The organism is Microbacterium sp. 10L49 (assembly GCF_056395125.1).
Genome location: NZ_JBFTIW010000004.1, coordinates 671,885 through 696,966, shown reverse-complemented (window position 1 = coordinate 696,966; position 25,082 = coordinate 671,885). Strand labels below are relative to the sequence as shown.

The following is a 25,082-nucleotide window of genomic DNA, read 5'->3' as shown; positions in this document are numbered from 1 at the left end:
ACACGGATGCGCCCGGTGACCCTCCGTACGGAGCGACTGGTGCTGCGCGCCCCGACTTCCGCCGACGTCGACGCGATCTCGGAGGCGTGCCAGGACCCGGAGATCCCGCGCTGGACCACTGTGCCGAGCCCCTACGGTCGCGCGGACGCCGAAGACTACGTCCGGCTCGTCGGCGAGTGGTGGGAGGACGGATCCCAGACGGTGTGGGCGGCATACGCCGACGGCACGCTGATCGCATCGATCGGACTGCATCACATCGTCGAGCACCCGACGGGCGGCGACGCCGAGCTCGGCTACTGGGTGGCCGCGCCTGCGCGCGGACGCGGATACCTCACCGAGGCCGCCCGCGCCGTGATCGACTGGGGATTCGCCGAGCTGGGTCTCGCCCGCATCCGGTGGCGCGCCGTGGTCGGCAACGTGCCGTCGGCGCGGAGCGCCCGGGCGCTCGGGTTCCGCTACGAAGGCCTCCTGCGGCAGGGGCTGCCGGGGCCGCGAGGGCGGGACGATGGATGGAGCGGCGCACTGCTGCGCACCGACGACCGCGCTCCCGTGGACTGGCCGATCGACCTCGGCTGAGCCCTCCCCTGAGCGCGTCGGCGACCGTCATCCGGACCGCCCTGCCCCCGATGTCGCACCGGGGTGGCAGGATGATCCCATGCCGGAGATGCCTGAGGTGCAGGGGCTGGTCGACTTCCTCGCGGAGCGCGCGGTCGGGCTCACCATCACCCGCGCCTCGGTGTCGGCGATCGCGGCGCTGAAGACCTTCGACCCGCCCGTGACCGCACTGGCGGGGTCACAGATCGACGGTGCAGCACGCCACGGAAAATTCGTGGATCTGACGCTGAAGAGCGACACCGAACCGCACCTGCACCTCGTCTTCCACCTCGCCAAGGCCGGATGGCTGCGCTGGTACGACGCCCTCCCCACCACGCTGATCCGCCCGGGCAAGTCGCCGATCGCGTTGCGGATCGCGTTCGACGACGGCAGCGGCTTCGACCTCACCGAGGCGGGCACGAAGAAGTCCCTTGCCGTGTACGTCGTCCGCGATCCGGCCGACGTTCCCGGCATCGCACGACTGGGGCCTGATCCGTTGGATCCGTCCTTCACCCGCGACGTCTTCGCGGCGCTGCTCGAGGGCCGGCGCACGCAGATCAAGGGCCTGTTGCGGGACCAGGCGGTGATCGGCGGCATCGGCAACGCCTACTCGGACGAGATCCTGCATGTTGCTCGGATGTCGCCGTACGCGCCCGCCGGCGGTCTTGACAAGGCAGAGGTCACCGGACTGTACGACGCGATGCAGTCGACGTTGCGTGAGGCCGTGGCAGAGGCGAGCGGCAAGCCGCCCGCCGAACTCAAGGACGCGAAACGACGAGGGATGCAGGTGCACGCCCGCAGGGGGGAACCCTGCCCGGTGTGCGGCGACACGGTGCGCAGTGTGTTCTTCGCCGACAGATCGCTGGAGTACTGCCCCACCTGCCAGACCGGCGGCAAGGTGCTCGCGGACCGTCGGCTGTCGCGGCTGCTGAAGTGAGCCGGAACGACATGGGGAGTCACAGATGCATCCGCCGGAATGAAACCGGCATCCGCGCGTTGACTAAGCTGAGAGCAACACAACGTGCTCCGGGGTCGGTGAGAATCCGAACCGGCGGTGACAGTCCGCGAACCGAGGATCCGACACGGATCCGAGGCCGATCCGGTGCAATTCCGGGACCGACGGTGATGCGAGCGAAGGCTCGCGAGTCCGGATGAGAGGCAGCACGCACGATCGACGTGCGCCCCGACCCCGGTGATCTGGACCAGGATGAAGAAGGCGACATGACGGCGACAGCGGCGGAGCGGGCGGCGATGACGCACGCGCTCGAGATCGCGCGCCGCGGACCGCGCGGGCTGAACCCGCAGGTCGGCGCCGTGATCCTCTCCCCCACCGGCGACGTGCTCGCCGAGGGCTGGCACCGTGGTGCGGGAACCCCGCACGCCGAGGTCGATGCGCTCTCGAAGCTCGCACCGGCCCAGCTCCGCGGCGCGACCGCCGTGGTGACGCTCGAACCGTGCAATCACACCGGCCGCACCGGTCCGTGCGCCCAGGCACTCATCGACGCCGGCGTGGCCCGCGTCGTCTACGCGCTCGACGATCCTGGCGTGCGATCCGGCGGCGGCGCGGAGCGGATGCGCGCCGCCGGCCTCGACGTCGTCGCCGGTGAGCAGGCCGACGCCGCCGAGGCTCTGATCGGCGACTGGCTCACGGTGCAGCGCCTCGGCCGTCCGCATGTGACGGTGAAGTGGGCGCAGAGCCTGGACGGCCGCGCCGCCGCGGCGGACGGATCCAGCCAATGGATCACCGGCCCCGCGGCCCGCGCCGACGTGCACCGCCGTCGTGCCGCGGCCGACGCGATCATCGTGGGCACCGGCACGGTGCTGGCCGACGACCCTGCCCTCACCGCCCGCGACGGCGATGCCCTGCTCCCCCGCCAGCCCGTCCCCGTGGTCATCGGCGCGAGGGAGACTCCCGCCGAGGCCGCCGTGCGCCGCCATCCGCACGCGCCGCTGTTCTACACCGAGCACGACCTCACCACGATCCTCGCGGATCTCCGCGATCGTGGGATCCAGCGCGTCTTCGTGGAAGGCGGGCCGACCCTGGCCAGTGCGTTCCTCGCCGAAGGGCTGATGGACGAGGTCCTGGCCTACCTGGCCCCCGTGCTGATCGGCGGACCGAAGCTGGCCCTCGGCGACATCGGCGTGTCCTCGATCGGTGAAGCCCGGCGCCTGGTCGTCGATGAGTGGCTGCCGCTCGGCCCGGATCTGCTGGCGATCGCCCGGCCGGCCGCCGCCGAAAACGACGCGACGGTGAACGCCGTCCCCGCAGACGAGAACACCTCCCGGAACGACCCCTCCCGGAGCGAAGGAGAAGCCTGATGTTCACCGGAATCATCGAGGAGATCGGCGAGATCACTGCGATCACGCCCGCCGGCGACGGCTGGCGCCTGACCGTGCGCGCCCCGAAGGCCGCGTCCGACGCGGTGCACGGCGAGTCCATCGCCGTGAGCGGCGTGTGCCTCACCGTGGTCGGATCCACCTCCGACACCTTCGACACCGACGTCATGAAGCAGACGCTCGATGTCGCCGCGATCGGCAGCGCGACGGTGGGCACGCGGGTGAACATCGAGAAGGCGATGCCGGTCGGCGCCCGCCTCGGCGGCCACATCGTGCAGGGCCACGTCGACGGCGTCGGTGAAGTGCTCGAGGTGCGGCCCGGTGCACAGTGGAGCGTGCTGCGCATCTCGCTGCCGCACGACCTCGCCCCGCTCGTCGTGGACAAGGGATCCATCTCGGTCGACGGCACATCGCTGACCGTGAGCGCAGTCAGCGAGCCCCCTTCGACAGGCTCAGGGACCGATTCAACCCCACAGGACTGGTTCGAGGTTTCGCTCATCCCCGAGACCCTCGCGGCGACCACGCTCGGATCCCGCGCCGTCGGCGACCGGGTGAACCTGGAGACCGACATCCTCGCCCGGCACGTCGAGCGGCTGCTCGCGTTCCGTGCCGCAGACGCCGGCGCCGACCGCGCCGCCACACCGGAAGGAGGCTCGCGATGAGCCTTTCCACGATCGCCGAGGCGCTGGAGTCGCTCCGCGCCGGCCGCCCCGTGCTCGTCGCGGATGACGAGAACCGCGAGAACGAAGGCGACGTCATCCTCTCGGCCGAGCTCGCGACCCCCGAGTGGATCGCATGGACCGTGCGCTGGACCTCCGGGTACCTGTGCGCACCCATGCCCGCCGACATCGCCGACGCGCTGAACCTGCCCCCGATGGTCGAGGCCAACGAGGACGCGCGCAGCACCGCGTACACGATCAGCGTCGACGCAGCCTCCGGCGTCACCACCGGCATCAGCGCCGCCGACCGTGCCCGCACTTTGAACGTGCTGGCCGACGCGGCGTCCCTGCCGAACGACCTCATCCGTCCGGGGCACGTGCTGCCCCTGCGTGCGGTCGACGGCGGGGTGCGCCAGCGCGGCGGACACACCGAGGCGGCCGTCGAGCTGATGCGGCTGGCCGGTCTGCGCCCGGTCGGCGCGATCGCTGAGGTCGTCGCCGAGGACGGCAGCATGATGCGTCTGCCCGGACTGATGGAGCTCGGCGAGCGCGACGGGATCCCCGTGATCACGATCGAGCAGCTGATCGCGCATCTCAACGAGGTCGACCCACGGGACGAGGCCGACTGCGTCGCCAACAACACCCGTCGCCGGGTGAGCCTGCGCGCCGACGCCACCGTGCCCACGACGCACGGCGTGTTCCGTTTCCTCGCCTACAAGGACCGCATCACCGGCACCGACCACATCGCGGTCGTCTCGGGCGAGCCGACGGAGACGGCGCTGGTGCGGGTGCACTCGGAGTGCCTGACGGGCGAGGCGTTCGGATCCCTCAAGTGCGAATGCGGCCCGCAGCTGGAGGCGGCCCTCGACGCGATCGAGCAGGAGGGTGGCATCGTCATCTACATGCGAGGCCACGAGGGACGCGGCATCGGCCTGATCAACAAGCTGCGCGCGTACGCCCTGCAGGAGGAGGGCCTCGACACGGTCGATGCCAACCTCGCGCTGGGCCTCCCCGCCGACGCCCGCGACTACGCCGCGGCGGCCGGGATCCTCACCGACCTCGGTGTGAGGAAGGTGCGCCTTCTGACGAACAACACGGACAAGGTCGCGCAGCTGCGCGAACTGGGGCTCGATGTCATCGAGCAGGTGCCGCTGATCGTCGGAGTCGGCCCCAACAACCACCAGTACCTCGAGACCAAGCGCGACCGCATGGGCCACATCATCGGCGAGTCCGAGCTCGCCGCCGCCCTGGCCGCCAATGGTGCGGAGAACGGAAGGGACGACGAATGAGCGGCGCAGGAGCACCCACCACCGGCGGAATCGACGCGACCGGGCTCAATGTCGTGATCGTCGCCGGCACCTGGCACGAGACGATCACGGACGGCCTCATCGCGGGTGCCCAGCGCGTGCTCGAGGAGACAGGGGCGAACCACCGTCTGGTGCGCGTCCCCGGCTCATTCGAACTGGCCGTGGCCGCGCAGGCCGCCTTCGCGGGCGGTGCGGACGCGGTGGTCGCGCTCGGCGTGATCATCCGCGGCGGCACCCCGCACTTCGAGTACGTCTCGGCGGCCACCACCGATGGCCTCACTCGGGTCGCGCTCGACGCCGGCAAGCCCGTCGGCTTCGGCGTGCTGACGCTGGACGATGAGCAGCAGGGTCTGGAGCGTGCCGGCCTCGAGGACTCGAAGGAGGACAAGGGCGCAGAGGCGGCCGACGCCGCCTTGCGCACCGCTCAGGTCATCCGGTCGTTGCGGGGCTGATCGCCGCGACACGGAACGCCCACGGCATCCACACTCGGACGACTGCTCTGGCTGAACGCGCGATGAGGTGCGCCTTCCTGGTGCCGGAGCGATCCCAGGCCTAGCCTGAGGTCATGGAAACCCTGCGCCACATCGTGCTGTTCGTCCATCTGATCGGCTTCGCGACGCTGTTCGGCGCATGGGCCGTGCAGGCCTTCGGCGGCAAGAAGCAGATGACCGGCCTGATGAACACCGGTCTCGCGATCGCCGGCGTCGCCGGGCTCGTGCTCGCCGCCCCGTGGGGACTGCCCGAGGGCGTGGGCATGAACTACGCCAAGATCGGCACCAAGCTCGTGATCCTGCTGATCATCGGCGCGTTGATCGGCATCGGCTCGGCCCGGCAGAAGCGCGGCCAGGCCGTCCCGCCGGCGATGTTCTGGCTCGTCGGCATCCTGACCGCCGCGAACGCCGGTATCGCCGCCATCTGGTGACGCCGCGCTGACCTCCTGACAGCCATCGAGAACGCGGGATCCGAGCCGTCGGGTCCCGCGTTCTCGCGTTTCCGGATCCGCGATGTCAGGATCCGGCCCGCGGACCAACCTCTACGGTGAGAGTCGAGAACGGCTCGGGAAGAGAGGGCTCCGCATGACCCGAATCGCGACGAAGCGTCACCGCCGCACGATCACCGTCCTCGCCGTCGCCGCGCTGGTCGCGCCGATCGCGGGGTGCGCGACGCCCCCCGCGAGCGCGAACGGGCCGGTGCCCGATCTCCCGGAGAAGGACATCACGCACTGGGTGATGCCGACCGATCAGTTCACATCGCCCACGCTCGACCACCTGCCGAACTACGCATCGAACCGGCAGATGGAGACGTGCATGACCATGGAGGGTTTCACATGGCCGATTCCCGTCGAGCCGACCGATGACGCGAGTTATCTCGCGTTCCCGAAGAACTTGTCCTCGTTCCCCGCACTCACCGTGGACGTTGCAAGGCAGTACGGGTATCGGGCCAACTACATGCCGGGGGTCTGGCTGCCCGACGGCCGCAAGAACTTTACGAAACTGAATCGGATCGCGGAATCCCAGCCCGGGTTCGAGCCGGTCTTCCATGCCTGTCTCGCTAGCAGCCGGAAGGTTTTCGACGATACGAAGGCCGGTGACATCTACAACACCTTCAACATGTGGCGCAGCGAGGCGGAGAAGGGCATCAATCAAGATTCGGCTGTGCGGAAGTCCGGTGCGACATGGAAGCGGTGTCTCGCCGATGCCGGGTATCAGGTCGACATCTCGGCGCCATATGGCGAGGGCGACGCGATGCCTACACAGAAGCTCGGCGAGGAGATCGGGCTGTACACGCCGCAGCCGACGAGGCCGCCGCGGATGGACGGTGGCACCTGGGGCGACACCGAAGCGGATCCGGATTCGGAGCGGCCCGCGCCGACGCCCGCGGAGTTCGATCTTGCCATCGCGGATGCGACCTGCCGCGAGTCCAGCGGATGGACCAAGGCAGTCTACGACGCGATGTGGAACGCCAATGTCGAGGTCGTCCGCAACCATGCTGACCAACTTCGAAAGATGAAGACCGAGGGTGACGCGCTTATCGCCCAGGCCCGGCAGATCATCGCCGACAACCCGCCGCTGCACTGATCCGGATCCGACGGGAACTCCCAAACATGCATGCGAATCCTCCGGGCGCAGTTCCTCCGGGAACCCCGGCCGTCGCGCGTCGGGCCGCCTTCGAGGCGCTCTTCGCCGAGCACCACACAGCGGTGCTGCGCTATGTCGAACGACGCGTCGACGACCGCGAACACGCCAGAGAACTGACGATGGACTGCTTCGAGATCGCCTGGCGACGGTTCGACGAGCGCGAGCCGTACCGCCGGCCCTGGTTGCTGCAGACCGCACGAAACCTCGTCGGCGACGCGTATCGCAAGCGCGACCGCGAGCGCGAGGGCCTGCGGGATCTCGCCACCGCGGCACGGCCGAGCGACGACCTCGCGCACCTGGAGCTGCGCCACGCGCTGTCCCTGTTGCGCCGCGGCGACCGCGAGGTGCTCGAGCTCCACTACTGGGACGGCCTCAGCGCCGACGAGATCGCCGAGGTCGTCGGCTGTCGCACGGCGACTGCCTGGAAGCGGCTGAGCCGCGCACGGGCGGCCCTGCGGATCCTCCTGCAGGAGCCCGCGGCGGTTCCCCCGCCACGGTTGGATCGGGATCCCGGATCCGACCGAAGACCATCCGCACCGACGCCCGGGGAAGGGGTGATGACGTATGCCGCTGACTGACGACCTGCTCGAAATACTGATCCGCGAGGCGGATCCTGCATCGACGCCGATCGGCCTCGAGCCGACCGCCGCGGACTGGGCCCGCCTGCGTCTGATGCTCGAGGACGCCACCCAGACGTCTCCCACGGGCTCGCCGCGGCGGGCAACCATCGGCGACCGTGTCGCGGCACTGCGCCGGCGCGCCCGTGCTTCCCTTCCCCTCCGGATCGCGCTGCGCGCCGCGTGGGCGGTCCCGGCGCTCGCCGCCGTCCTCGCGATCGGGCTCGCCATCGGACCGCTGACCGCTGCGCCCGCTTACGCGGTCACGCCGCCCGCGCTCGTGGCGCAGCCGATCACCCAGACCGCGGACGAGGTGCTCGCGACGTCGATCGCCGCGCTGCAAGCGGCACAGGAACGCACCGCTACGCGCGACGCCCTGGTGGTGCGCTGGGCGATGCGCGACGATGGCAAGCCCGATCCGGTGATCGTGCCGGAGTGGCAGGAATGGGTGTGGGATGCGGATGGCACCGGCCATCTCGAGTCGCGGACCGGCGCGCCTTACTCCGTCACGAAGGACGGCACGATCGTCCCGCCCGCCGGGGAAGCTCCGAAGGAGGGTTCGCCCCTGCCGGGCACCGGGCATCACAGTTCCAACCTCTTCTTCGCCGAACCTCCCTCTGACGCGGCGGGCCTGAGGGCCTACATCGAGGATCGGGTCGGGCCGTCCGGGAGCGCCGACGCGCTCGCGATCTGGGGTGTCGTGAGCTCGATCCGGGACAGCTGGGCGCTGAGCCCGGCGCAGCAGGCCGCGGCGCTGCAACTGGTGCGCGACGCGGGCGGTGTCAGCGTGCTGGGTTCGGTGACGGACCGACTCGGCCGCCCGGGAATCGCTCTGAAGATCGCCTCGACGAAGCGACCGCAGTTCACCGCGACTCTGGTGCTCGACACGTCGACGCACGAGATCATCGCCGCCGACACCATCTACGCGGGCGGGTCCACGATGAAGCTGAAGGTCGCGCCCGGATCGGTGATCGAATACAAGGCCTGGCTGTCGCACTGACAGGCGCATCTCCGATCCGGTCGGAGGGGACCCGACCGGATCCGACGCGTGTCGCCGTCACACTCCGCCGTGCTCGCGTGTCCACCTGTGGATTCGCTGAATGCCGGGCGTAGACTCCCCGGTGCTCGCCGCACGTCTGGGGTACACGGCAAGCGCATTCGACGCACCGACCGGAGGACTGCATGAGCACCGCCACGACCGCACCCGCCAACCCCCGATCGCGGGTGATCCTCGCGAGCCTCATCGGCACGACGATCGAGTTCTACGACTTCTACGTCTACGCGACCGCCGCGGTGCTCGTCTTCCCGATCCTGTTCTTCCCGACCGGGAACGACACGACCGCGTTGCTCGCGTCATTCGGCGTGTTCGGTGCGGCGATGATCGCTCGCCCGATCGGCGCGATGGTGTTCGGCCACTTCGGCGATCGGTACGGACGCAAAGCCACCCTCGTCGCCTCTCTGCTCACGATGGGCATCGCCACCTTCCTCATCGGCCTGCTGCCGACGTTTCAGCAGATCAACTGGTGGGCGGCGCTGCTGCTGCTGATCCTGCGCCTGGCGCAGGGCTTCGCGCTGGGCGGCGAGTGGTCGGGGGCGGCGCTGGTCGCCACCGAGAACGCCCCCGAGGGAAAGCGCGCCTGGTACGGATCCTTCCCCCAGCTCGGCGCCCCGCTCGGCTTCATCATCGCGAACGGCCTGTTCCTGACCATCAATGCGCTGCTGCCGCACGCCTCCGACCCGACGCTGAAGTCGGAGGCGTTCCTCAGCTGGGCCTGGCGCGTGCCGTTCCTGTTCTCCGCCGTGATGGTGATCATCGGGCTGTGGGTGCGTCTCAAGCTCGTGGAGTCCGAGACCTTCAAGCGCGCCGAGGACAAGGGCACGATCCGCAAGCTGCCGCTCGCCACGGTGTTCCGCCACCACTGGAAGCACCTCATCCTCGGCACCTTCGTGATGCTCGCCACGTATGTGCTGTTCTACCTGATGACGAACTTCACCCTCTCGTTCGGCACCAAGCCGTGGTCGGTGGAGATCGCGTCCGCCGCGGCACAGAAGGCCGCAGAGGCGAAGGGCGCCCCGTTCGACCCCGCCGCGTTCGCGGCGCAGTTCTACCCCGGCCAGGGCTTCGGCTACACCGACTTCGTGGTGATGCAGATCATAGGCGTCGTCTTCTTCGGAATCTTCACACTGCTCTCCGGCCCCTGGGCCGATCGGATCGGCCGCCGCAAACTACTGATCTGGACGACGATCGCGATCATCCTGTTCGGCTTCACGTTCCCGCTGTTCCTCGGACAGCACGCCGGCGAGCCGTTCGCCGTAATGCTGACCCAGTCGTTCCTGATCCTCGGCTTCCTGCTCATGGGCACGACATTCGGCCCGATGGGCGCCTTGCTGCCCGAGCTGTTCCCCACCAACGTGCGCTACACGGGCTCGGCGGTCGCGTACAACGTGTCGTCCATCCTCGGCGCCGCCGTGGCCCCGCTCATCGCGGTGTGGCTGTGGCAGCTCGCGGACGGCTCGCCCGTCCTGGTCGGCATCTACCTGTCGTCGATGGCGGTGCTCACCCTCATCGCGCTGATCCTGATCCCCGAGACCAAGGATCACGCCTACGAGGACGATCTGGGCGTGCCCACCCTGCCCTGATCCGGCACCCGTCAGAGCGCGGCGTTGCATCATTTCCCTTGATGCAGCGCCGCGTATCTGTGTATTGGCGTGATTCGAATCCACCCGCTTGACTGAGACCACTACCCGAAAAGGGCTCCTGTCGCATCCCGCGATCGGGGCAGCGAGGACCAGCCATGGCTCGGACAGAGGAGTCCCCGATGAGCGTTGAGATCGCCACATCCGCGATTCGCACCCAGAACTTCCGAAAGACGCTGGGGCGACTGGACATCGTCCTGCTGTCGATCAGCGCGATCATCGCGATCGACACCGTCGCGCAGATCGCGGCCGGCGGCGGCGCGGAGGCGTTCACCTGGACCCTCGTGATCGGCATCACGTTCCTGCTGCCGTACGCGCTCGTGGTCGCCGAGCTCGGCAGCGCCTTCCACGAGGAGGGCGGCCCCTTCGTGTGGGTGCGCCTCGCGTACGGCAAGCTCGCCGCGGCGATCTCGACGATGTTCTACTGGATCACCAACCCGCTGTGGATGGGCGGGTCGCTCGTGTTCATCTCCGCCGCGACCTGGAACGCCTACATCTCCCCGCTCCCGGACGGATCGCCGGTCGACCTGCTGTTCAAGGTCGCGTTCATCTGGATCGCGATCGCGACCGCGATCGTCGGCCTGCAGTACGGCAAGCACATCGTCGCCGCGGGCGGCATCGTCAAGGTCGCGCTGCTCGTGATCTTCGTCGTCACGGTGGTCGTCTACGCGGCGAAGAACGGCGTGCACGGCTACGCGGTGGGCGACTTCTCCCCCACCGTCGGCGGCTTCCTCGCCGTTACGCCCGTGATCCTGTTCGCCGTCGTCGGCTTCGAGGCCCCGAACGGCGCCGCCGAGGAGATGCGCGACCCGCAGAAGGACGTCCCCCGTGCCGTCGCCACCTCGGGCCTGGTCTCGATCCTGTGCTACCTCGTGCCGATCTTTGCGATCCTCGCGGTGCTGCCCGCCGAGAAGGTGCAGGGTGCGAGCGGCCTGCTGGACGCGTTCAAGGAGGTCTTCACCGTCTACGGCGCCGCGTCCGGACCGCTGATGTTCATCGCCGCGCTGCTGTTCGTGTTCGTCGTGCTGACCCAGGCCAGCGCCTGGATGATCGCCTCCGATCGGGTGCAGGCCGCGGCCGGCGCCGACGGCGCGTTCTTCCGCTACTTCGGGAAGTTCTCCCCGCGCCTCGGCACCCCGGTGCGGATGAATCTGCTCTCCGGCATCATCGCGACCGTCTTCTGCGTCGCCGCGACCCTGTTGCTGAAGGGCGGCAGCGCCGACGTCTTCACGGTCGTGCTGACGGTCGCGATCTCGACGCTGCTGCTGTCCTACCTGGTGATCTTCCCGACCGTCATCGCGCTGCGGAAGAAGTACCCGGACGTGCATCGTCCGTTCCGCGTCCCGGGCGGACGTGCGGGGCTGTGGGTCTGCACGGTCGTGATCTACGCCTGGGTCGTGCTCGGCTCCTGGGTCGCCGTGTTCCCCGGCACCCTCGAGGGAGTGCTCGGCGTGAAGTACGACTTCGTCGACACCTGGGGTGTGGACCGCGGCACGTTCGAGACCTTCACGATCGGCACCCTCGTCGTGATCACCGTGCTCGCCGTCGTCGGCTACCTGTACGAGCGGCGCCGCCCCGGATACGCTCCCGAGGACCCGGCCACCGCATCCGCGGCTGATCTCGAATCCGTCGCCGCCCAGGCCCGCGAAGCCTGACCGAAGAGGTCGGACGCGCCGACCCCCGCAGACCAGAACCGTCGCCCCGAGCCCGCCGCGGCTCGCCCCGAAGGAGATACCGTGAGCACCCCTCTGAACACCCCGCCGGCACACCCGCTGGATCCGCTCAGCGCCGCCGAGATCACCGCGGCGCGCGACCACCTGGTCGCCGAGGGCCGCCTCGGCGAGACCGTGCGGGTTGCGTACCTCTCACTCCACGAGCCGGCCAAGGCCGCGCTCCGCGCCGGCGGAGCGATTCCGCGCGAGGCGCGCGCGATCCTGCTCGACACGGCCACGGGCGCGACCACTGATGTTCTGATCGACCTCGCCACCGCGAGCACGCTCTCGGCCGTCGACGTCGATCCGGCGCTGAGCGGCCAGGCTCCCGTGCTGATCGAGGAGTTCGAGGCGATCGAGGGGATCCTGAAAGCCGATCCGGGCTGGCAGGCAGCCCTCGCCTCCCGCGGACTCACGCCGGACGGCGTGCGCGTCGCGCCGCTGAGCGCGGGCATCTTCGACTACGAGGGCGAGGAGGGCAAGCGCCTGCTCCGCGGACTCGCGTTCGTGCAGCGCGACGAGCACGACTACGCCTGGGGCCACCCGGTCGACCAGCTGGTCGCGTTCGTCGACATGATCGAGCGCAAAGTCGTCCGGATCATCGACGACGGCCCGAGCGACGACCCGCTGACGAACGGCAACTTCGAGAGCCCGGAGCTCACCGGCGCGCTCCGCACCGACCTCAAGCCGCTGCACATCGTGCAGCCCGAGGGGCCGAGCTTCACGCTCGAGGGCAACGTGCTGCGCTGGCAGAAGTGGGACCTGCACGTGGGCTTCGACGCCCGCGAGGGACTGATCCTCGGCCAGATCGGCTTCGACGACCACGGTGTGCGCCGCTCCATCGTCGAGCGCGCCTCGATCGCCGAGATGGTCGTTCCCTACGGAGATCCGGCTCCCTACCGCTCCTGGCAGAACTACTTCGACACCGGCGAGTACCTCGTCGGACGCGACGCGAACTCGCTCGAGCTCGGCTGCGACTGCCTCGGCGAGATCACCTACCTCTCCCCCGTCGTCGCGGACGACTTCGGCAACCCGCGGGAGATCTCCCAGGGCATCTGCGTCCATGAGGAGGACTTCGGCCTGCTCTGGAAGCACACCGACGAGTGGGCGCAGCACCGCTCCTCGCGGCGGCAGCGTCGCCTCGTGGTGAGCTTCTTCACGACCGTCGGCAACTACGACTATGGCTTCTACTGGTACTTCTACCTGGACGGCACGATCCAGTTCGAGGCCAAGGCAACGGGCATCGTGTTCACCGCGCGCTACCCCGGCGAGGGCTACCCGTACGCATCTCAGATCGCGCCGGGCCTCGCCGCACCGTTCCACCAGCACCTGTTCTGCGCGCGGCTCGACATGTCGGTCGACGGCGAGAGCAACGCCGTGCACGAGCTCGACCTGAAGCGCGTTCCGCAGGGCGAGGGCAACCCGCACGGCAATGCGTTCAGCCGCTCCCGTCGCGTGATCGGGCGAGAGTCCGAGGGGCGCCTGCGCGCGGACGGATCGCTCGGCCGAGTGTGGGAGATCGTCAACACCGAGAAGCACAACCACGTCGGCGAGCCCGTCGCGTACACGCTGTTCCCCGAGGGTCAGCCGACCCTGGCGGCGGCCGACGGATCCTCGATCAGCAAGCGCGCGGCCTTCGCGACCGAGCACCTCTGGGTCACCCGCTACGCGGAGGGCGAGCGCTACCCCGCCGGCGACTTCGTGAACCAGAGCGTCGGATCCCCCGGCCTCCCGGAGTACCAGAAGGCGGACCGCGGGATCGACGGCGAGGACATCGTGCTCTGGCACAGCTTCGGCCTGACGCACTTCCCGCGCACCGAGGACTGGCCGATCATGCCGGTGGACTACACCGGCTTCACGCTCAAGCCGACCGGCTTCTTCGACCAGAACCCGGCGCTCGACGTGCCGCCGTCGCCGAGCGGCCACGCCTGCGCGCACTGCGCCGAGGGCGAGTGCCACTGCTGACGGACGAACCTCAGCCCGCGAGCCTCACGCTGTGCCGAAGAGCTCGCGGGCCAGGGCTGCCACGGCGCGCGTCCTGGCCGTCGGCCGCACCCGCGCCACGCGGGCGAAGCACACCTCGAGGGCAGGCGCATCCCCCGCGATCCGGAGCGCCCGCAACTCTCCCCCGTCGTACGTGAGCGGCGCGAGCGGCACCTGGTTCAGTATCGAGTAGCCGTGCCCGCGGGCGACCAGGGAGCGCACGGTCTCGTAGCTGTGCGAGCTGTACCGCACTCGCGGAATCACGCCCGCGCCCTCCAGCATCCCCAGGAAGTACTCGCGCGACTGCGCCAGATCCAGCAGCACCAGCTCGGAGTCGGCGAGTTCGGTGAGCGCGACCTCCTCACGCGTCGCGAGAGGATGATCGGCCGCGAGGATCACGTGCGGCGGCGCGGAGAACAGCGGATCGAACGCAAGGTCGTGCACCCGGCCGAAGTCATAGACGATCCCGCCCTCGACCGCGCCGGACAGCAGCAGGTCGGTGGTGCCCTCCATGTCGGCCTCGATGATCTCGATCCGCAGCTCCGGGTGCTCCTGCTCGACGCGGGAGATCAGTCGTGGCAGCACGAACGGCGCGAGCGTGACGAAGCACGCCAGCCGCAGCGTGCCGCGCACCTGGTGGTGATGTCCGCGGACGGTGTCGGTCATCTCCTCGACCTGGGCGAGCACCGACTGCGCGTCATGCAGCAGCTGCTCCCCTGCCTCCGTCAGCGCGAGCCCCTTGCTGCGCTGCCGCACGAACAACTGCACGCCGAGCGAGCGCTCGAGCTGCGCGATCGCGGTCGACACGGCGGACTGAGCGACGTGCAGGTCGATCGATGCCTCGGTCATCGAGCGATGCGTCGCCGCCGTGACGAAGTACCTCAGCTGGACGAGGGTCATGTCGGCGCTCTGCAGTCTGGCCATGGCGAAAGAGTATCAATAGATCAGATGCAGGTCTTCGAATCTGTGAAGTGTACAGATGCCGCTCTCCTCGGGAGCATGGAGGAGCAGCAGTACCCGAGGCAGTAGAGGAACGGCGCAGTGGAGGAACGGATGTCGCACGAAGACGTGGAGGTGCTGGTCGTCGGCGCCGGCCAGGCGGGCATCGCGATGAGCGAGCACCTGAGCCGGGCGGGCGTGGAGCACCTCGTCGTGGAACGGGATCGGATCGCGGAGCGCTGGCGCTCCTGGCGGTGGGACTCGCTGGTCGCCAACGGCCCGGCCTGGCACGACCGCTTCCCCGGCCTGGAGTTCGACGTGGATCCGGACGCCTTCGCGGGCAAGGAGCAGGTCGCCGAGTATCTCGTTGCGTACGCCGAGAAGTTCCACGCACCGATCCGCACCGGCGTCGAGGTGCAGTCCGTGCGCCGGCACGTGAACCGCCCCGGCTTCCGGGTGGAGACGGATGAGGGCACGATCGACGCCCGCTACGTGGTCGCCGCGACCGGGCCGTTCCAGCGTCCGATCATCCCGGCCGTCGTGCCGGACGACGCGGGGATCCACCAGATCCACTCCAACCAGTACCGCAACCCGGCGCAGCTGCCAGAGGGCGCCGTGCTCGTGGTCGGCGCCGGATCCTCGGGCGTGCAGATCGCCGATGAGCTGCGCCGTTCGGGCCGCGAGGTCTACCTCGCGGTGGGCCCGCACGACCGGCCGCCGCGCCGCTACCGCGGCCGCGACTTCTGCTGGTGGCTGGGCGTGCTCGGCAAGTGGGACATGGCCGCTCCTCCCGTGGGCGCGGAGCACGTCACGATCGCCGTGAGCGGCGCGCGCGGTGGGCACACCGTCGACTTCCGCGCGCTGGCCGCGACCGGGGTCACGCTGCTCGGCCGCGCCGGCGACTACGAGGACGGCGTGCTCGCCATCGCGCCCGATCTGCGCGCCAACATCGCCGCGGGAGACGCGAATTACCTCTCGGTGCTCGACGAAGCCGACGCCTACGTGCTGCGCAACGGGCTGGACCTGCCGGAGGAGCCCGAGGCGCATGTGATCGGACCGGATCCGGAGAGCCTCACGCACCCGATCCTCTCGCTCGACCTGAAGGACGCCGGCATCACCTCGATCGTGTGGGCCACCGGCTTCGCGCTGGACTACTCCTGGCTGCAGATCGACCCTGAGGCCTTCGACGAGCGCGGTCGGCCGATCCACCAGCGCGGCGTCTCCGCGGAGCCCGGGATCTACTTCCTCGGGCTGCCCTGGCAGTCCCGCCGCGGCTCCAGCTTCCTCTGGGGCGTGTGGCACGACGCGCGCTACATCGCCGATCAGATCGGCATCCAGCGCGGCTATGCGGCCTACCCCGCCGCGACCGGCGCCACCGCCAGCGCCCAGGCCGACGTCACCCGGTCTGTCCCCGCCCTCGCACAGACAGGAGTCGCATGATGCCCACGCACGCCCGCATCCGCCCGTTCAACACCAAGGTCACCTACCCCGAGCAGAACCTCGACAACGACCTCTGCCAGGCAGTCGTCGCGAACGGCGTCGTGTACCTGCGCGGCCAGATCGGTCAGGATCTGGAGACCCGCGAGTCGGTCGGGATCGGCGACGTCGAGGCGCAGGCCGAGAAGGCGATGGCGAACATCGCGATGCTGCTGGAAGAGGCCGGATCCTCCCTCGACGACATCGTCAAGGTCGTCGTCTACCTCATCGACCCGCGCTACCGGGAGACCGTCTACCGCGTGATGGGCCGCTGGCTCACCGGCGTCTTCCCGGTCTCGACCGGTCTCGTGGTGAGCGCGCTGGCCCGCCCTGAGTGGCTCGTCGAGATCGACGCGACCGCTGTGATCAGCAGCGCGGCCGATCGTGGGCCCGCCGCCGACGACGAGGCGGCGCGATGACGTTCTCGATCGTCGCGCGCGACGAGACCGGCGCCTTCGGATCCGCGATCTCGTCGTCCTCCCCCGCGGTCGCTGCGCGCTGCGTGCACCTGGCCGACGGCGTCGGCGCGGTGAACTCGCAGAACATCACGGATCCGCGCCTCGGCCCGATCCTGCTCGCCGCTCTGCGCGACGGCGCCTCGGCCGAAGAGGCGCTGGACGCCGTGACCGCAGGGACCGAGCACATCGCGTTCCGGCAGCTGCTGGCCGTCGACGCGCAGGGCCGCGCGGCGGTGTACTCGGGCGAGCGCGCGCTCGGCAACGTCGGCGCCGCCACCGGCGCGGGGGTCGCCGCGGGCGGCAACATGCTCGCCTCGACGGACATCCCGCAGCTCATGGTCGACGCGTTCGCCGCCGCCGAAGGCGAGCTCGAGCGGCGCCTGCTCGCGGCCATGCAGGCCGCCGTCACCGCGGGCGGCGAGGAGGGCCCGGTGCACTCGGCCGGGCTCTCTGTCGTGCATGACGCCGGCTGGCGCGTCACGGATCTGCGCGTGGACTGGACCGAGAGCGACCCGATCGCCGAGCTGGGCGAGCTGCTCGAGGTCTGGCTGCCGCAGCGCGACGCGTACATCACGCGCGGGATGGACCCGTCCGCCGCGCCGAGCTACGGGGTGCCCGGCGATGAGTGACGCCGCCGTCCACCCCGAGGCCCCCGCGGCCGGGTCGCCCGCCGACGTCGCCGCGCTCAAGGCCGCCGCGGACGCGAGCGTCGCCGCGGCCGCCACAGACCTGATCCGGCTGTCCGAGACGCTGCACGCGAACCCGGAGACGGCCTGGCAGGAGCACCGCGCCGCCGGCTGGGTCGGCGAGGCGCTGACCGCGGCCGGCTTCCAGGTCACTCCGGCGTATCTGGGTCTGGAGACGGCCCTGCTCGCCGAGACCGGATCCGGCCCCACGGTGATCGGGATCATGGCCGAGTACGACGCACTGCCCGGGCTCGGGCACGCATGCGGCCACAACCTCATCGCCGCCGGTGCCGTGGGCGCCGGGCTCGCGCTCGCGCCGCTCGCCGACGAGCTCGGCCTCACCGTACGCGTCTACGGCACCCCCGCGGAGGAGGGCGGCGGCGGCAAGATCGAGCTGATCGAGGCCGGCGCGTTCCGGGACCTCGACCTCGCGATGATGGTGCACCCCGCGCCCGTCGATGTCGCCGAGGCCCGGCCGTTCGCCGTCTCGCACAGCCATATCGCCTACGACGGGGTGTCGGCGCACGCCGCCGCCTATCCGGATCAGGGCGTCAACGCGAACGACGCGTTCCTCGTCGCACAGGTCGCGATCGGGCTGCTCCGCCAGCAGCTGCCTGCCGACACCCGTGTGCACGGCGTGCAGACGGTCGGCGGCCACGCCCCGAACGCGATCCCGGAGCGCACCGAGGGCCGCTGGTACGTGCGCGCGAACTCGCTCGCGGAGCTGGAGGTCCTCGAGGAGCGCGTGAACCGCTGCTTCGAGGCCGGGGCGCTCGCCTCGGGCGCCACCCTGCGCGTCACGCCCGAGAGCAAGCCGTACTCCGAGTTCCGCACCGACGACCGCGCCCTCGCGTTCTATCGGGCCAACGCGATCGCACGCGGGCGTGTGTTCGCGGATCCGGAGGTCGCCGGGCGGATGAACCGGGCGTCCACCGACATGGGCAACGTGTCCCAGCTCGTCCCCGCGATCCACCCGTACATCGGGGTCGGCTCGCTGCCGTACGGCAACCACCAGAAGGAGTTCGCCGCCGCGTGCGTCGGCCCCGTCGCGGAGAAGGCGCTGCTCGATGCCGCGGTCCTCATGGCGTGGACCGTGATCGACGTCGCCACCGCCCGCGCGGACGCTCCGATCCCCGAGAATGCTCTGAAGGAGAGTGCCTCATGACCCCCATCGACTGGACCGCACGCAGCCGCGCGCTCGCGATCGACGGCCGTGCCGTGATCGACGGACGTCGCGTCGACGCGTCGGACGCTGCGACGATCGCGGTGCAGAGCCCCGGATCACTCGCGCACCTCGCCGATCTCGCCGCCGGCACAGCGGACGACGTCGACCGCGCGGTCGCAATCGCCCGGCGCGCGTTCGAGGAGGGCTCGTGGAGCCGGCGCAGCGCCGCCGACCGCGGCCGGGCGCTGATCCGTCTCGCCGACCTGATCATGGCGAACCTCGAGGAGCTCGCACTGCTCGAGACCCTCGACTCCGGCAAGCCGATCGCACAGACACTGACCGTCGACGTGCCCGGCACCGCCGAGACGTTCCGCTGGTACGGCGAGCTGGCCGACAAGCGGTTCGACGAGATCCCGGCCACCCCACCCGGCTCGACCGCGCTCGTCCAGCGCGTGCCGCTCGGCGTGGTCGGCGCGATCACGCCGTGGAACTACCCTCTCGAGATCGCCGCGTGGAAGCTCGCGCCGGCGCTCGCGAGCGGAAACAGTGTCGTTCACAAGCCCGCGACCGAGACCTCGCTGACCGCACTGCGGCTCGCGGATCTGGCGCTCGAGGCGGGGATCCCCGCGGGTGTGCTCAATGTCGTGCCGGGGCGCGGATCCGTCGTCGGCGAGCGCATCGCGCTGCACCCGGACATCGATGTGCTCGCCTTCACCGGCTCGACGGCCGTCGCCAAGCGCCTCATGGTGAGCGCCGGGAACTCGAACATGAAGCGGGTCGCGCTCGAGGCCGGCGGGAAGAGCTCGAACCTCGTGTTCGCGGATGCCGACCTCGAGGCCGCGGCCGCGAAGGCCGCGTTCGGCGCGTTCTACAACCAGGGCCAGGTGTGCTCCGCGAACTCGCGGATCCTGGTGCAGCGGTCGGTGCACGACGAGTTCGTCGCCCTGCTCGCCGCCGCCGCACGGGGCTACGCTCCCAGCGACCCGCTTGCGGGCAGCGATGGGAACGGCAGTCTGATCAGCCGCGCGCACGCCGACGAGGTCTCCGCCACGATCGCCCAGGCGGCTGCGGACGGCGGCCTGGTCGCGGGTGGCGATCGCGTGACGATCACCGGATCCGACGCGTACCTCAACCCCGCGATCGTCACCGGCCTCGGCGCGGACCATGACCTGCACCACGTCGAGGTGTTCGGCCCCCTCGTGGCGGTACTCGGTTTCGACGACGAGGACGAAGCGGTCCGCCTCGCGAACGACACCGAGTACGGCCTCGCGGCCTCGCTGTGGACGACCGACTTCGGCCGCGCGCACCGGGTCTCGGAGCGGCTCGTCGCCGGCACCGTCTCGGTCAACACGGTCGATGCGCTGGGCCTCACGACGCCGTTCGGCGGGTTCCGGCAGTCGGGCTTCGGCCGAGACCTGTCGCGGCATGCGCTGGACAACTACACCGACTGGAAGACGACCTGGTTCCAGCACGGATGAGAAGGACGACGATGATCCACCCGCGCTGGGCCGTGCTTCAGCTCGCGACGCTGCTGACGACCGTCGCCTGCGTCGCAGTGCACGCGGCGATGCTGCTGAGCGGCCCGTCCGTGCTCGCGGCGGCGATGGTGCTGCTCGCGGCGACCTGTGCGCTCTGCCTGCGCCCTCGTCGCGCGGCCCTTCCCGACGCGGCGTGGGGTGCGGCGATGGCGATGGCGGCCGCGATGCTGCTGCTGCACGTGTGGTCGGGGGGCACCGGAATGGGCGGGCACACGCATGGCCTCGCGCAGGAGGCGACGCCGCTCGACGCCTTGCACAGTGCGGCGCTCGGCCTCAATGCGCTCGAGCTCGCGCTGGTCATGGGCGCCGTCCTCGCGATCGGGGTGCGGAACCGCCGTCGGGCGGGCGAGCTGTCCGCTCAGGGCTGAGCGGATCCCGTCAACATCCCTTGACACGCCTCCCTCGCGTCAACCAGCATTGACGCGAGAAGACTTCATCATGGAGGCGAGAGAATCATGAAGACCGCGCAGGCGACGGATCCGCAGGGCGAACCTCTCGCCGAACTGCACCGACTGGTCGAGGTGCGTCGCGACATCGCCCGCGCCGAGGAGGTGCAGGTGCGCCGCGCGCGCGCCGCCGGCTACTCCTGGCAGGCGATCGCCAGCGCACTGGGCACGACCCGGCAGGCGGCGCACCGCCGGTTCGGGCGGCGCTGACATCGGCGTGCGCCGTCAGGCGTAGTCGGCCACGACCCGGCGCGCGGCGCCGTCCAGCACGAGCATGCCACCGTACGGCACGATCCACTGCGGCCTGGTGTGCCCGAACGGCACTCCCACGCACACCACCGCGTCCGGGTTGTAGCGGGTCATCGCAGCGAGAACGGCATCGCGCTGAGCAGCACGGGCGGTGGCGCGCTCCTCCGCCGAGGGGACGACCTCGTGGGTGCTGACAGGCGGCCGCGCGACCACGACCCCCGAGACCCGCGCAAGCAATCCCCGCTCCCCGTAGGCGCGGAGCTGCTCCGCCACCATGGGCGCCGGGGTGAGCCGCTCGCTCGTCTCGAGGAGCAGGATCGCACCGTCGAGTCGCTCCTCCCGGGGAAAGCGTCCTGCGAGCGCGAGCTGAGCGAGCACCTCGATGCACCCGCCCCAGGTCGGTCCCGCCACGTGAACGGCACTCCCTGCCCATACCCACGGCTCGGTCGGTTCCCGCTCGCCGAACCGAGTGAGTGCGTCCGGGTGCTCCCAACGCTGCCCGAAGTCTTCCGACTCCCCCGGTTCGTCGAGTTCGATCGTGCCGCCATCGAGCAGCGCCGCGCGCAGCGAGCGGGCGTGGATCTCGTCGACCATGGGGCCTGGGCCGAGATGCACCTGCGTCGAGCCGCCGTAGTAGCCCGCGATCCCCTGCCGCCACAGCCAGTTCAGGATGTTGGTGTTGTCGCTGTATCCCAGGAACGGCTTGGGGTCCGCCTGCACAGCGGCAGCGTCGAGATGCGACGTCACGAGGATCTGATCGTCTCCGCCGATCGTCGCGATGACGGCTCGGATCGACGGGTCCGCAAAGGCCGCATTCACGTCGGCCGCGCGGGCCTCGGCGGACGCGCCGAGCTGCCGCGTCGTCGGGTATTCGACCGGAATCAGCCCTGTGACCTCCTCCAGTCGGCGCATCGCCTGCTCGTGCACGGGCAGCGAGACGGCAGGTGCGGCGAATGCCGGGGAGAGCACGGCGATGCGGTCGCCTGGTCTGGCCTTGGGCGGAAGGAGCATCGCTTCAGCCTAAGGGCGCGGATTCCCCCGTCAGACGACGTCGTCCCCCGCCCAGCGCAGCACCCGCAGCACCCTGAGAGTGACCCAGCGACTCGGGAACCCCTCGGACTCGCCCTCCATGGCGAACGGCGTCGGCCCCTCGTGCGTGTTCTCCAGTCGCCACAGGCCATCCGCGCCCCGCTGGGAGCGCAACAGCTCGATCGCGTCGGCGCAGCGCGGATCGCCCTCGGGGCGCGCCCGGCGCAGGTAGTCCAGGCCGCGCAGCACGTCGTAGTACCAGCGCACCGGGTACGAGGCCATCGTGAAGCGCGGGTCGATGACCGCCCCCGTGCTGCGTCGCAGGAACAGCCGGCGCGCCAGCAGATACTCCTCCGCGGCCAGCCGCGCGGTCCGCGACACCTCGGTGCCGCCGGTCGCCCGCTCCCAGGCGAGGAGCCCCTCGAGCACGCAGATCGTGGAGTGCAGCGACGAGGTCGTGGCGCCGTACTCCGCCCAGCAGTTCCACCCGCCGTCCGCCAGCTGCCCGGCGAGGAGAGTGCGGACGACGGCGTCGCCGGGCTCCCCGAAATACGCGGCGTTCGAGAGGACCACCCCATTGATGCACGGCTCCGTCTCGCCGTCGAAGTACCGCGGGGCGTTCTCCTGGTCCCAGCGCACGCCCTCGCGCACCCGCGTGACCGCCCTGCGCACCCGCTCGTCCGCAGGGTCGGGGCCGAAGTCGACCAGCTGCTGCAGGCTGAAGTGCGTGGCGGTCCACGCGTCATACATAGGACGGCTCTCATCGACCCAGCCGGGCCGGTACACCCCGCCGTCCCACAGCCCGTCCTCCGCCTGCAGTGCGAGCAGGCGAGCTCCCCATCCCTCGGCGGCCACGCGGGCGCGCTCCGTCGCGACCTCCTCCGGAGACGCACCCGTCAGGTCGCGCAGGACCTGCCAGCGGATCGCGGGATCGGAGTCCATCAGGTAATCGATGACGTCCATGCCGCGACGCTACTCCGCCGCGCCGCCTCACGCATGGACGCCGCACACACGAGACGGTCGGATCCCCGCTATACCGCGAACGCGGCGGCAGGATGCCGGAGACCACTCAGCCATGGGTCTGTCTCCGGCATCCCGCCGCCGCGGGTCCTGGTGGATCCGGTCCCCCGGCCGTTCACACGGGCGGAGGAACCGGATCACGTCTTATGCGCTCGCGAGGCGGTAGCGCAGCGAGGCGAGCTCGGTGGTGAGCGCCGCCGGGAGGCGGTCGCCGAACGTTGCGAAGAACTCCTCGGTCGAGTCGGCCTCGCGGGTCCACGACGCGGTGTCGACGCTGAACAGCTCGGCGAGATCCTCGTCGGCGACATCCGCACCCTCGAGGTTGAGGTCCTCGATCCTGGGCAGGCGTCCGATCGGGCTGTCGACGGCGTCGACCTCGCCCTCGATGCGACGGATGATCCAGTCGAGCACGCGGGCGTTGTCGCCGAAGCCGGGCCACAGGAACCGGCCGTCGGAGCCGCGGCGGAACCAGTTCACCTGGAAGATGCGCGGAGCCTTGTCGAAGCGGACGGCACGGCCCATCTTCAGCCAGTGCGCGAAGTAGTCGCCCATGTTGTAACCGCAGAACGGCAGCATCGCGAACGGGTCGCGGCGCAGCTCGCCGAGCGTGCCCTCCGCCGCCGCCGTGCGCTCGGACGAGATGGTCGCGCCCAGGAACACGCCGTGGCTCCAGTCCGTCGCCTCGACGACGAGCGGGACGTTGGTGGCGCGGCGGCCACCGAAGAGGATCACGTCGAGAGCCACGCCCTCCGGGTCCTCCCAGTCCTCCGCGATCTGCGGGCACTGCGCCGCCGACACGGTGAAGCGCGAGTTCGGGTGCGCGGCGGGACGGCCGGATTCCGGAGTCCACGCGTTGCCCTCCCAGTCGATGAGGTTCGCGGGAGCCTCATCGGTCAGGCCCTCCCACCACACATCGCCGTCGGGGCGCAGCGCCACGTTCGTGAAGATCGTGTTGCCCCAGAGCGTCTCGACCGCGGTGACGTTGGTGGACTCGCCGGTGCCCGGCGCGACGCCGAAGAAGCCGGCCTCGGGGTTGATCGCCCGCATGCGGCCGTCAGCACCCGGGCGGATCCAGGTGATGTCGTCGCCGAGCGTCTCGACCTTCCAGCCCGGGATCGTGGGGCGGAGCATCGCGAGGTTGGTCTTGCCGCACGCCGACGGGAACGCTGCGGCCACATGGTAGGCCTTGCCCTGGGGCGAGATGACGCGGATGAGCAGCATGTGCTCGGCCATCCAGCCCTCGTCGCGGGCGAGCACCGAGGCGATGCGCAGCGCGAAGCACTTCTTCGCGAGGATCGCGTTGCCGCCGTAGCCGGAGCCGAAGGAGTACACCTCGAGCGTGTCTGGGAAGTGCACGATCCATTTCTCGTCGTTGCAGGGCCAGGTGGTATCGGCTTCACCGGGGGCCAGCGGGGCCCCGACGGAGTGCACGGTGCGCACCCACTGAGCGCCGTTCGCGATCTCGCGGACCACGGCCTCGCCGACGCGGGTCATGATGCCGATCGAGGCGACGGCGTAGGCGCTGTCGGTGACCTGCACGCCGATCTGCGAGATCGGTCCGCCGACCGGGCCCATCGAGAACGGCACGACGTACATCGTGCGACCGCGCATCGAGCCCTCGAAGATCTCGTTCATCTTCGCGTGCATCTCGGCGGGATTCTCCCAGTTGTTCGTGGGGCCGGCGTCGATCTCCTTCGCCGAGGCGATGAAGGTGCGTCCCTCCGTGCGGGCGACGTCACTGGGGTGCGAACGCGCCAGGTAGGAGCCGGGACGCCACTCCGGGTTCAGCTTGATGAGCTTGCCCTCGTCGACGAGCTCGTGCAGCAGGGCGTCGTTCTCCGCGGCGGATCCGTCGATCCAGTGCACGCGGTCGGGCTGGGTCAGGGCGCTGATCTCGTCGACCCACGCGCTGAGCGCGGCGAAGGCCGGGGTGTCGTACTCGGGAGCCGCACCGTACTCGCGCACAGCAGCGAGGGGGGAGGTCCGCGGGGTGAACGTCTCGGCGATAGCCATTGTCTGCTCCTTAAAGCCT

24 protein-coding genes and 1 riboswitch are annotated in these 25,082 nt (G+C 70.2%); of the genes, 20 read left to right on the top strand and 4 right to left on the bottom strand.

What is annotated here, in order from left to right:
• The first annotated feature begins 6 nt into the window (after nt 1-6).
• From AC1DCT_RS16205 to AC1DCT_RS16145, 13 genes are all read left to right on the top strand, one after another.
• Nucleotides 7-576 (top strand): GNAT family N-acetyltransferase, encoded by a 570-nt coding sequence (locus AC1DCT_RS16205; protein ID WP_477430344.1) that lies wholly within the window; start codon nt 7-9, stop codon nt 574-576.
• 79 nt (nt 577-655) lie between these two features.
• A complete protein-coding gene (locus AC1DCT_RS16200; protein WP_477430343.1) occupies nt 656-1,531 on the top strand; it encodes an Fpg/Nei family DNA glycosylase in 876 nt (291 codons plus the stop codon).
• Nucleotides 1,532-1,612: 81 nt separating this feature from the next.
• Nucleotides 1,613-1,762: riboswitch (FMN riboswitch) on the top strand.
• Nucleotides 1,763-1,815: 53 nt separating this feature from the next.
• The gene (gene ribD, locus AC1DCT_RS16195; RefSeq protein ID WP_477430342.1) at nt 1,816-2,913 is read left to right on the top strand and encodes a bifunctional diaminohydroxyphosphoribosylaminopyrimidine deaminase/5-amino-6-(5-phosphoribosylamino)uracil reductase RibD; all 1,098 of its coding nucleotides are present in this window, start codon (nt 1,816-1,818) and stop codon (nt 2,911-2,913) included.
• A complete protein-coding gene (locus tag AC1DCT_RS16190) occupies nt 2,913-3,593 on the top strand; it encodes a riboflavin synthase (RefSeq protein WP_441977241.1) in 681 nt (226 codons plus the stop codon). Before ribD ends, AC1DCT_RS16190 begins: the two co-directional genes overlap by 1 nt.
• The gene (ribA, locus tag AC1DCT_RS16185) at nt 3,590-4,879 is read left to right on the top strand and encodes a GTP cyclohydrolase II (RefSeq protein WP_440733356.1); all 1,290 of its coding nucleotides are present in this window, start codon (nt 3,590-3,592) and stop codon (nt 4,877-4,879) included. Before AC1DCT_RS16190 ends, ribA begins: the two co-directional genes overlap by 4 nt.
• Nucleotides 4,876-5,349 (top strand): 6,7-dimethyl-8-ribityllumazine synthase, encoded by a 474-nt coding sequence (ribH, locus tag AC1DCT_RS16180; protein WP_440733357.1) that lies wholly within the window; start codon nt 4,876-4,878, stop codon nt 5,347-5,349. Before ribA ends, ribH begins: the two co-directional genes overlap by 4 nt.
• Nucleotides 5,350-5,462: 113 nt before the next feature.
• Nucleotides 5,463-5,819 (top strand): Fe-S protein, encoded by a 357-nt coding sequence (locus AC1DCT_RS16175; protein WP_477430341.1) that lies wholly within the window; start codon nt 5,463-5,465, stop codon nt 5,817-5,819.
• A 154-nt stretch (nt 5,820-5,973) separates the two neighbouring features.
• Complete coding sequence (locus AC1DCT_RS16170; protein ID WP_477430340.1) at nt 5,974-6,975, top strand: hypothetical protein; 1,002 nt, start codon at nt 5,974-5,976, stop codon at nt 6,973-6,975.
• 26 nt (nt 6,976-7,001) lie between these two features.
• Complete coding sequence (locus AC1DCT_RS16165) at nt 7,002-7,613, top strand: RNA polymerase sigma factor (RefSeq protein ID WP_477230882.1); 612 nt, start codon at nt 7,002-7,004, stop codon at nt 7,611-7,613.
• Nucleotides 7,600-8,652, top strand: coding sequence for a hypothetical protein (locus tag AC1DCT_RS16160; protein WP_477430339.1), 1,053 nt, complete (start codon nt 7,600-7,602; stop codon nt 8,650-8,652). The genes AC1DCT_RS16165 and AC1DCT_RS16160 overlap by 14 nt, the downstream gene beginning before the upstream one ends.
• Nucleotides 8,653-8,834: 182 nt before the next feature.
• The gene (locus AC1DCT_RS16155) at nt 8,835-10,292 is read left to right on the top strand and encodes an MFS transporter (protein ID WP_477430338.1); all 1,458 of its coding nucleotides are present in this window, start codon (nt 8,835-8,837) and stop codon (nt 10,290-10,292) included.
• A gap of 179 nt (nt 10,293-10,471) precedes the next feature.
• Nucleotides 10,472-12,004, top strand: a complete 1,533-nt coding sequence (locus AC1DCT_RS16150; RefSeq protein ID WP_477430337.1) for an APC family permease — start codon at nt 10,472-10,474, stop codon at nt 12,002-12,004.
• An 81-nt stretch (nt 12,005-12,085) separates the two neighbouring features.
• On the top strand, nt 12,086-14,026 hold the full coding sequence (locus AC1DCT_RS16145; protein ID WP_477430336.1) for a primary-amine oxidase: 1,941 nt from the start codon (nt 12,086-12,088) through the stop codon (nt 14,024-14,026).
• Nucleotides 14,027-14,050: 24 nt separating this feature from the next.
• Here the strand turns inward: AC1DCT_RS16145 and AC1DCT_RS16140 are convergent, their stop codons facing one another.
• Complete coding sequence (locus tag AC1DCT_RS16140) at nt 14,051-14,968, bottom strand: LysR substrate-binding domain-containing protein (RefSeq protein WP_441977248.1); 918 nt, start codon at nt 14,966-14,968, stop codon at nt 14,051-14,053.
• A gap of 129 nt (nt 14,969-15,097) precedes the next feature.
• Between AC1DCT_RS16140 and AC1DCT_RS16135 the strand changes: the two genes are divergently transcribed.
• The 7 genes from AC1DCT_RS16135 (at nt 15,098) to AC1DCT_RS16105 (ending at nt 20,962) form a co-directional block, all read left to right on the top strand.
• Complete coding sequence (locus AC1DCT_RS16135) at nt 15,098-16,423, top strand: flavin-containing monooxygenase (protein ID WP_477430335.1); 1,326 nt, start codon at nt 15,098-15,100, stop codon at nt 16,421-16,423.
• A complete protein-coding gene (locus AC1DCT_RS16130; RefSeq protein ID WP_477430509.1) occupies nt 16,423-16,878 on the top strand; it encodes a RidA family protein in 456 nt (151 codons plus the stop codon). Before AC1DCT_RS16135 ends, AC1DCT_RS16130 begins: the two co-directional genes overlap by 1 nt.
• On the top strand, nt 16,875-17,546 hold the full coding sequence (locus AC1DCT_RS16125) for a DUF1028 domain-containing protein (protein WP_477230888.1): 672 nt from the start codon (nt 16,875-16,877) through the stop codon (nt 17,544-17,546). Before AC1DCT_RS16130 ends, AC1DCT_RS16125 begins: the two co-directional genes overlap by 4 nt.
• Complete coding sequence (locus AC1DCT_RS16120) at nt 17,539-18,768, top strand: amidohydrolase (RefSeq protein WP_477430334.1); 1,230 nt, start codon at nt 17,539-17,541, stop codon at nt 18,766-18,768. Before AC1DCT_RS16125 ends, AC1DCT_RS16120 begins: the two co-directional genes overlap by 8 nt.
• Nucleotides 18,765-20,246, top strand: a complete 1,482-nt coding sequence (locus AC1DCT_RS16115) for an aldehyde dehydrogenase family protein (RefSeq protein ID WP_477430333.1) — start codon at nt 18,765-18,767, stop codon at nt 20,244-20,246. The genes AC1DCT_RS16120 and AC1DCT_RS16115 overlap by 4 nt, the downstream gene beginning before the upstream one ends.
• A gap of 11 nt (nt 20,247-20,257) precedes the next feature.
• Nucleotides 20,258-20,674, top strand: a complete 417-nt coding sequence (locus AC1DCT_RS16110; protein WP_477230891.1) for a hypothetical protein — start codon at nt 20,258-20,260, stop codon at nt 20,672-20,674.
• 87 nt (nt 20,675-20,761) lie between these two features.
• A complete protein-coding gene (locus AC1DCT_RS16105; RefSeq protein ID WP_440733369.1) occupies nt 20,762-20,962 on the top strand; it encodes an AsnC family protein in 201 nt (66 codons plus the stop codon).
• A 15-nt stretch (nt 20,963-20,977) separates the two neighbouring features.
• Here AC1DCT_RS16105 and AC1DCT_RS16100 read toward each other — a convergent pair whose 3' ends face one another.
• The 3 genes from AC1DCT_RS16100 to AC1DCT_RS16090 all read right to left on the bottom strand — a co-directional run bounded on the left by AC1DCT_RS16100 (nt 20,978) and on the right by AC1DCT_RS16090 (nt 25,063).
• Nucleotides 20,978-22,012, bottom strand: a complete 1,035-nt coding sequence (locus tag AC1DCT_RS16100) for a S66 family peptidase (RefSeq protein WP_477430332.1) — start codon at nt 22,010-22,012, stop codon at nt 20,978-20,980.
• A 30-nt stretch (nt 22,013-22,042) separates the two neighbouring features.
• The gene (locus AC1DCT_RS16095) at nt 22,043-22,993 is read right to left on the bottom strand and encodes a hypothetical protein (protein ID WP_477430331.1); all 951 of its coding nucleotides are present in this window, start codon (nt 22,991-22,993) and stop codon (nt 22,043-22,045) included.
• Between the two features lie 201 nt (nt 22,994-23,194).
• Nucleotides 23,195-25,063: a phosphoenolpyruvate carboxykinase (GTP) gene (locus tag AC1DCT_RS16090; RefSeq protein ID WP_477430330.1), complete on the bottom strand. Its 1,869-nt coding sequence runs from the start codon at nt 25,061-25,063 to the stop codon at nt 23,195-23,197.
• Nucleotides 25,064-25,082 lie beyond the last annotated feature (19 nt).

Coding starts and splice junctions, on each gene's coding strand:
- AC1DCT_RS16205 (WP_477430344.1), top strand. CDS start 7: ATGCGCCCGGTGACCCTCCGTACGGAGCGACTGGTGCTGCGCGCCCCG.
- AC1DCT_RS16200 (WP_477430343.1), top strand. CDS start 656: ATGCCGGAGATGCCTGAGGTGCAGGGGCTGGTCGACTTCCTCGCGGAG.
- ribD (WP_477430342.1), top strand. CDS start 1,816: ATGACGGCGACAGCGGCGGAGCGGGCGGCGATGACGCACGCGCTCGAG.
- AC1DCT_RS16190 (WP_441977241.1), top strand. CDS start 2,913: ATGTTCACCGGAATCATCGAGGAGATCGGCGAGATCACTGCGATCACG.
- ribA (WP_440733356.1), top strand. CDS start 3,590: ATGAGCCTTTCCACGATCGCCGAGGCGCTGGAGTCGCTCCGCGCCGGC.
- ribH (WP_440733357.1), top strand. CDS start 4,876: ATGAGCGGCGCAGGAGCACCCACCACCGGCGGAATCGACGCGACCGGG.
- AC1DCT_RS16175 (WP_477430341.1), top strand. CDS start 5,463: ATGGAAACCCTGCGCCACATCGTGCTGTTCGTCCATCTGATCGGCTTC.
- AC1DCT_RS16170 (WP_477430340.1), top strand. CDS start 5,974: ATGACCCGAATCGCGACGAAGCGTCACCGCCGCACGATCACCGTCCTC.
- AC1DCT_RS16165 (WP_477230882.1), top strand. CDS start 7,002: ATGCATGCGAATCCTCCGGGCGCAGTTCCTCCGGGAACCCCGGCCGTC.
- AC1DCT_RS16160 (WP_477430339.1), top strand. CDS start 7,600: ATGCCGCTGACTGACGACCTGCTCGAAATACTGATCCGCGAGGCGGAT.
- AC1DCT_RS16155 (WP_477430338.1), top strand. CDS start 8,835: ATGAGCACCGCCACGACCGCACCCGCCAACCCCCGATCGCGGGTGATC.
- AC1DCT_RS16150 (WP_477430337.1), top strand. CDS start 10,472: ATGAGCGTTGAGATCGCCACATCCGCGATTCGCACCCAGAACTTCCGA.
- AC1DCT_RS16140 (WP_441977248.1), bottom strand. CDS start 14,968: ATGGCCAGACTGCAGAGCGCCGACATGACCCTCGTCCAGCTGAGGTAC.
- AC1DCT_RS16135 (WP_477430335.1), top strand. CDS start 15,098: ATGTCGCACGAAGACGTGGAGGTGCTGGTCGTCGGCGCCGGCCAGGCG.
- AC1DCT_RS16130 (WP_477430509.1), top strand. CDS start 16,423: ATGCCCACGCACGCCCGCATCCGCCCGTTCAACACCAAGGTCACCTAC.
- AC1DCT_RS16125 (WP_477230888.1), top strand. CDS start 16,875: ATGACGTTCTCGATCGTCGCGCGCGACGAGACCGGCGCCTTCGGATCC.
- AC1DCT_RS16120 (WP_477430334.1), top strand. CDS start 17,539: ATGAGTGACGCCGCCGTCCACCCCGAGGCCCCCGCGGCCGGGTCGCCC.
- AC1DCT_RS16115 (WP_477430333.1), top strand. CDS start 18,765: ATGACCCCCATCGACTGGACCGCACGCAGCCGCGCGCTCGCGATCGAC.
- AC1DCT_RS16110 (WP_477230891.1), top strand. CDS start 20,258: ATGATCCACCCGCGCTGGGCCGTGCTTCAGCTCGCGACGCTGCTGACG.
- AC1DCT_RS16105 (WP_440733369.1), top strand. CDS start 20,762: ATGAAGACCGCGCAGGCGACGGATCCGCAGGGCGAACCTCTCGCCGAA.
- AC1DCT_RS16100 (WP_477430332.1), bottom strand. CDS start 22,012: ATGCTCCTTCCGCCCAAGGCCAGACCAGGCGACCGCATCGCCGTGCTC.
- AC1DCT_RS16095 (WP_477430331.1), bottom strand. CDS start 22,993: ATGGACGTCATCGATTACCTGATGGACTCCGATCCCGCGATCCGCTGG.
- AC1DCT_RS16090 (WP_477430330.1), bottom strand. CDS start 25,063: ATGGCTATCGCCGAGACGTTCACCCCGCGGACCTCCCCCCTCGCTGCT.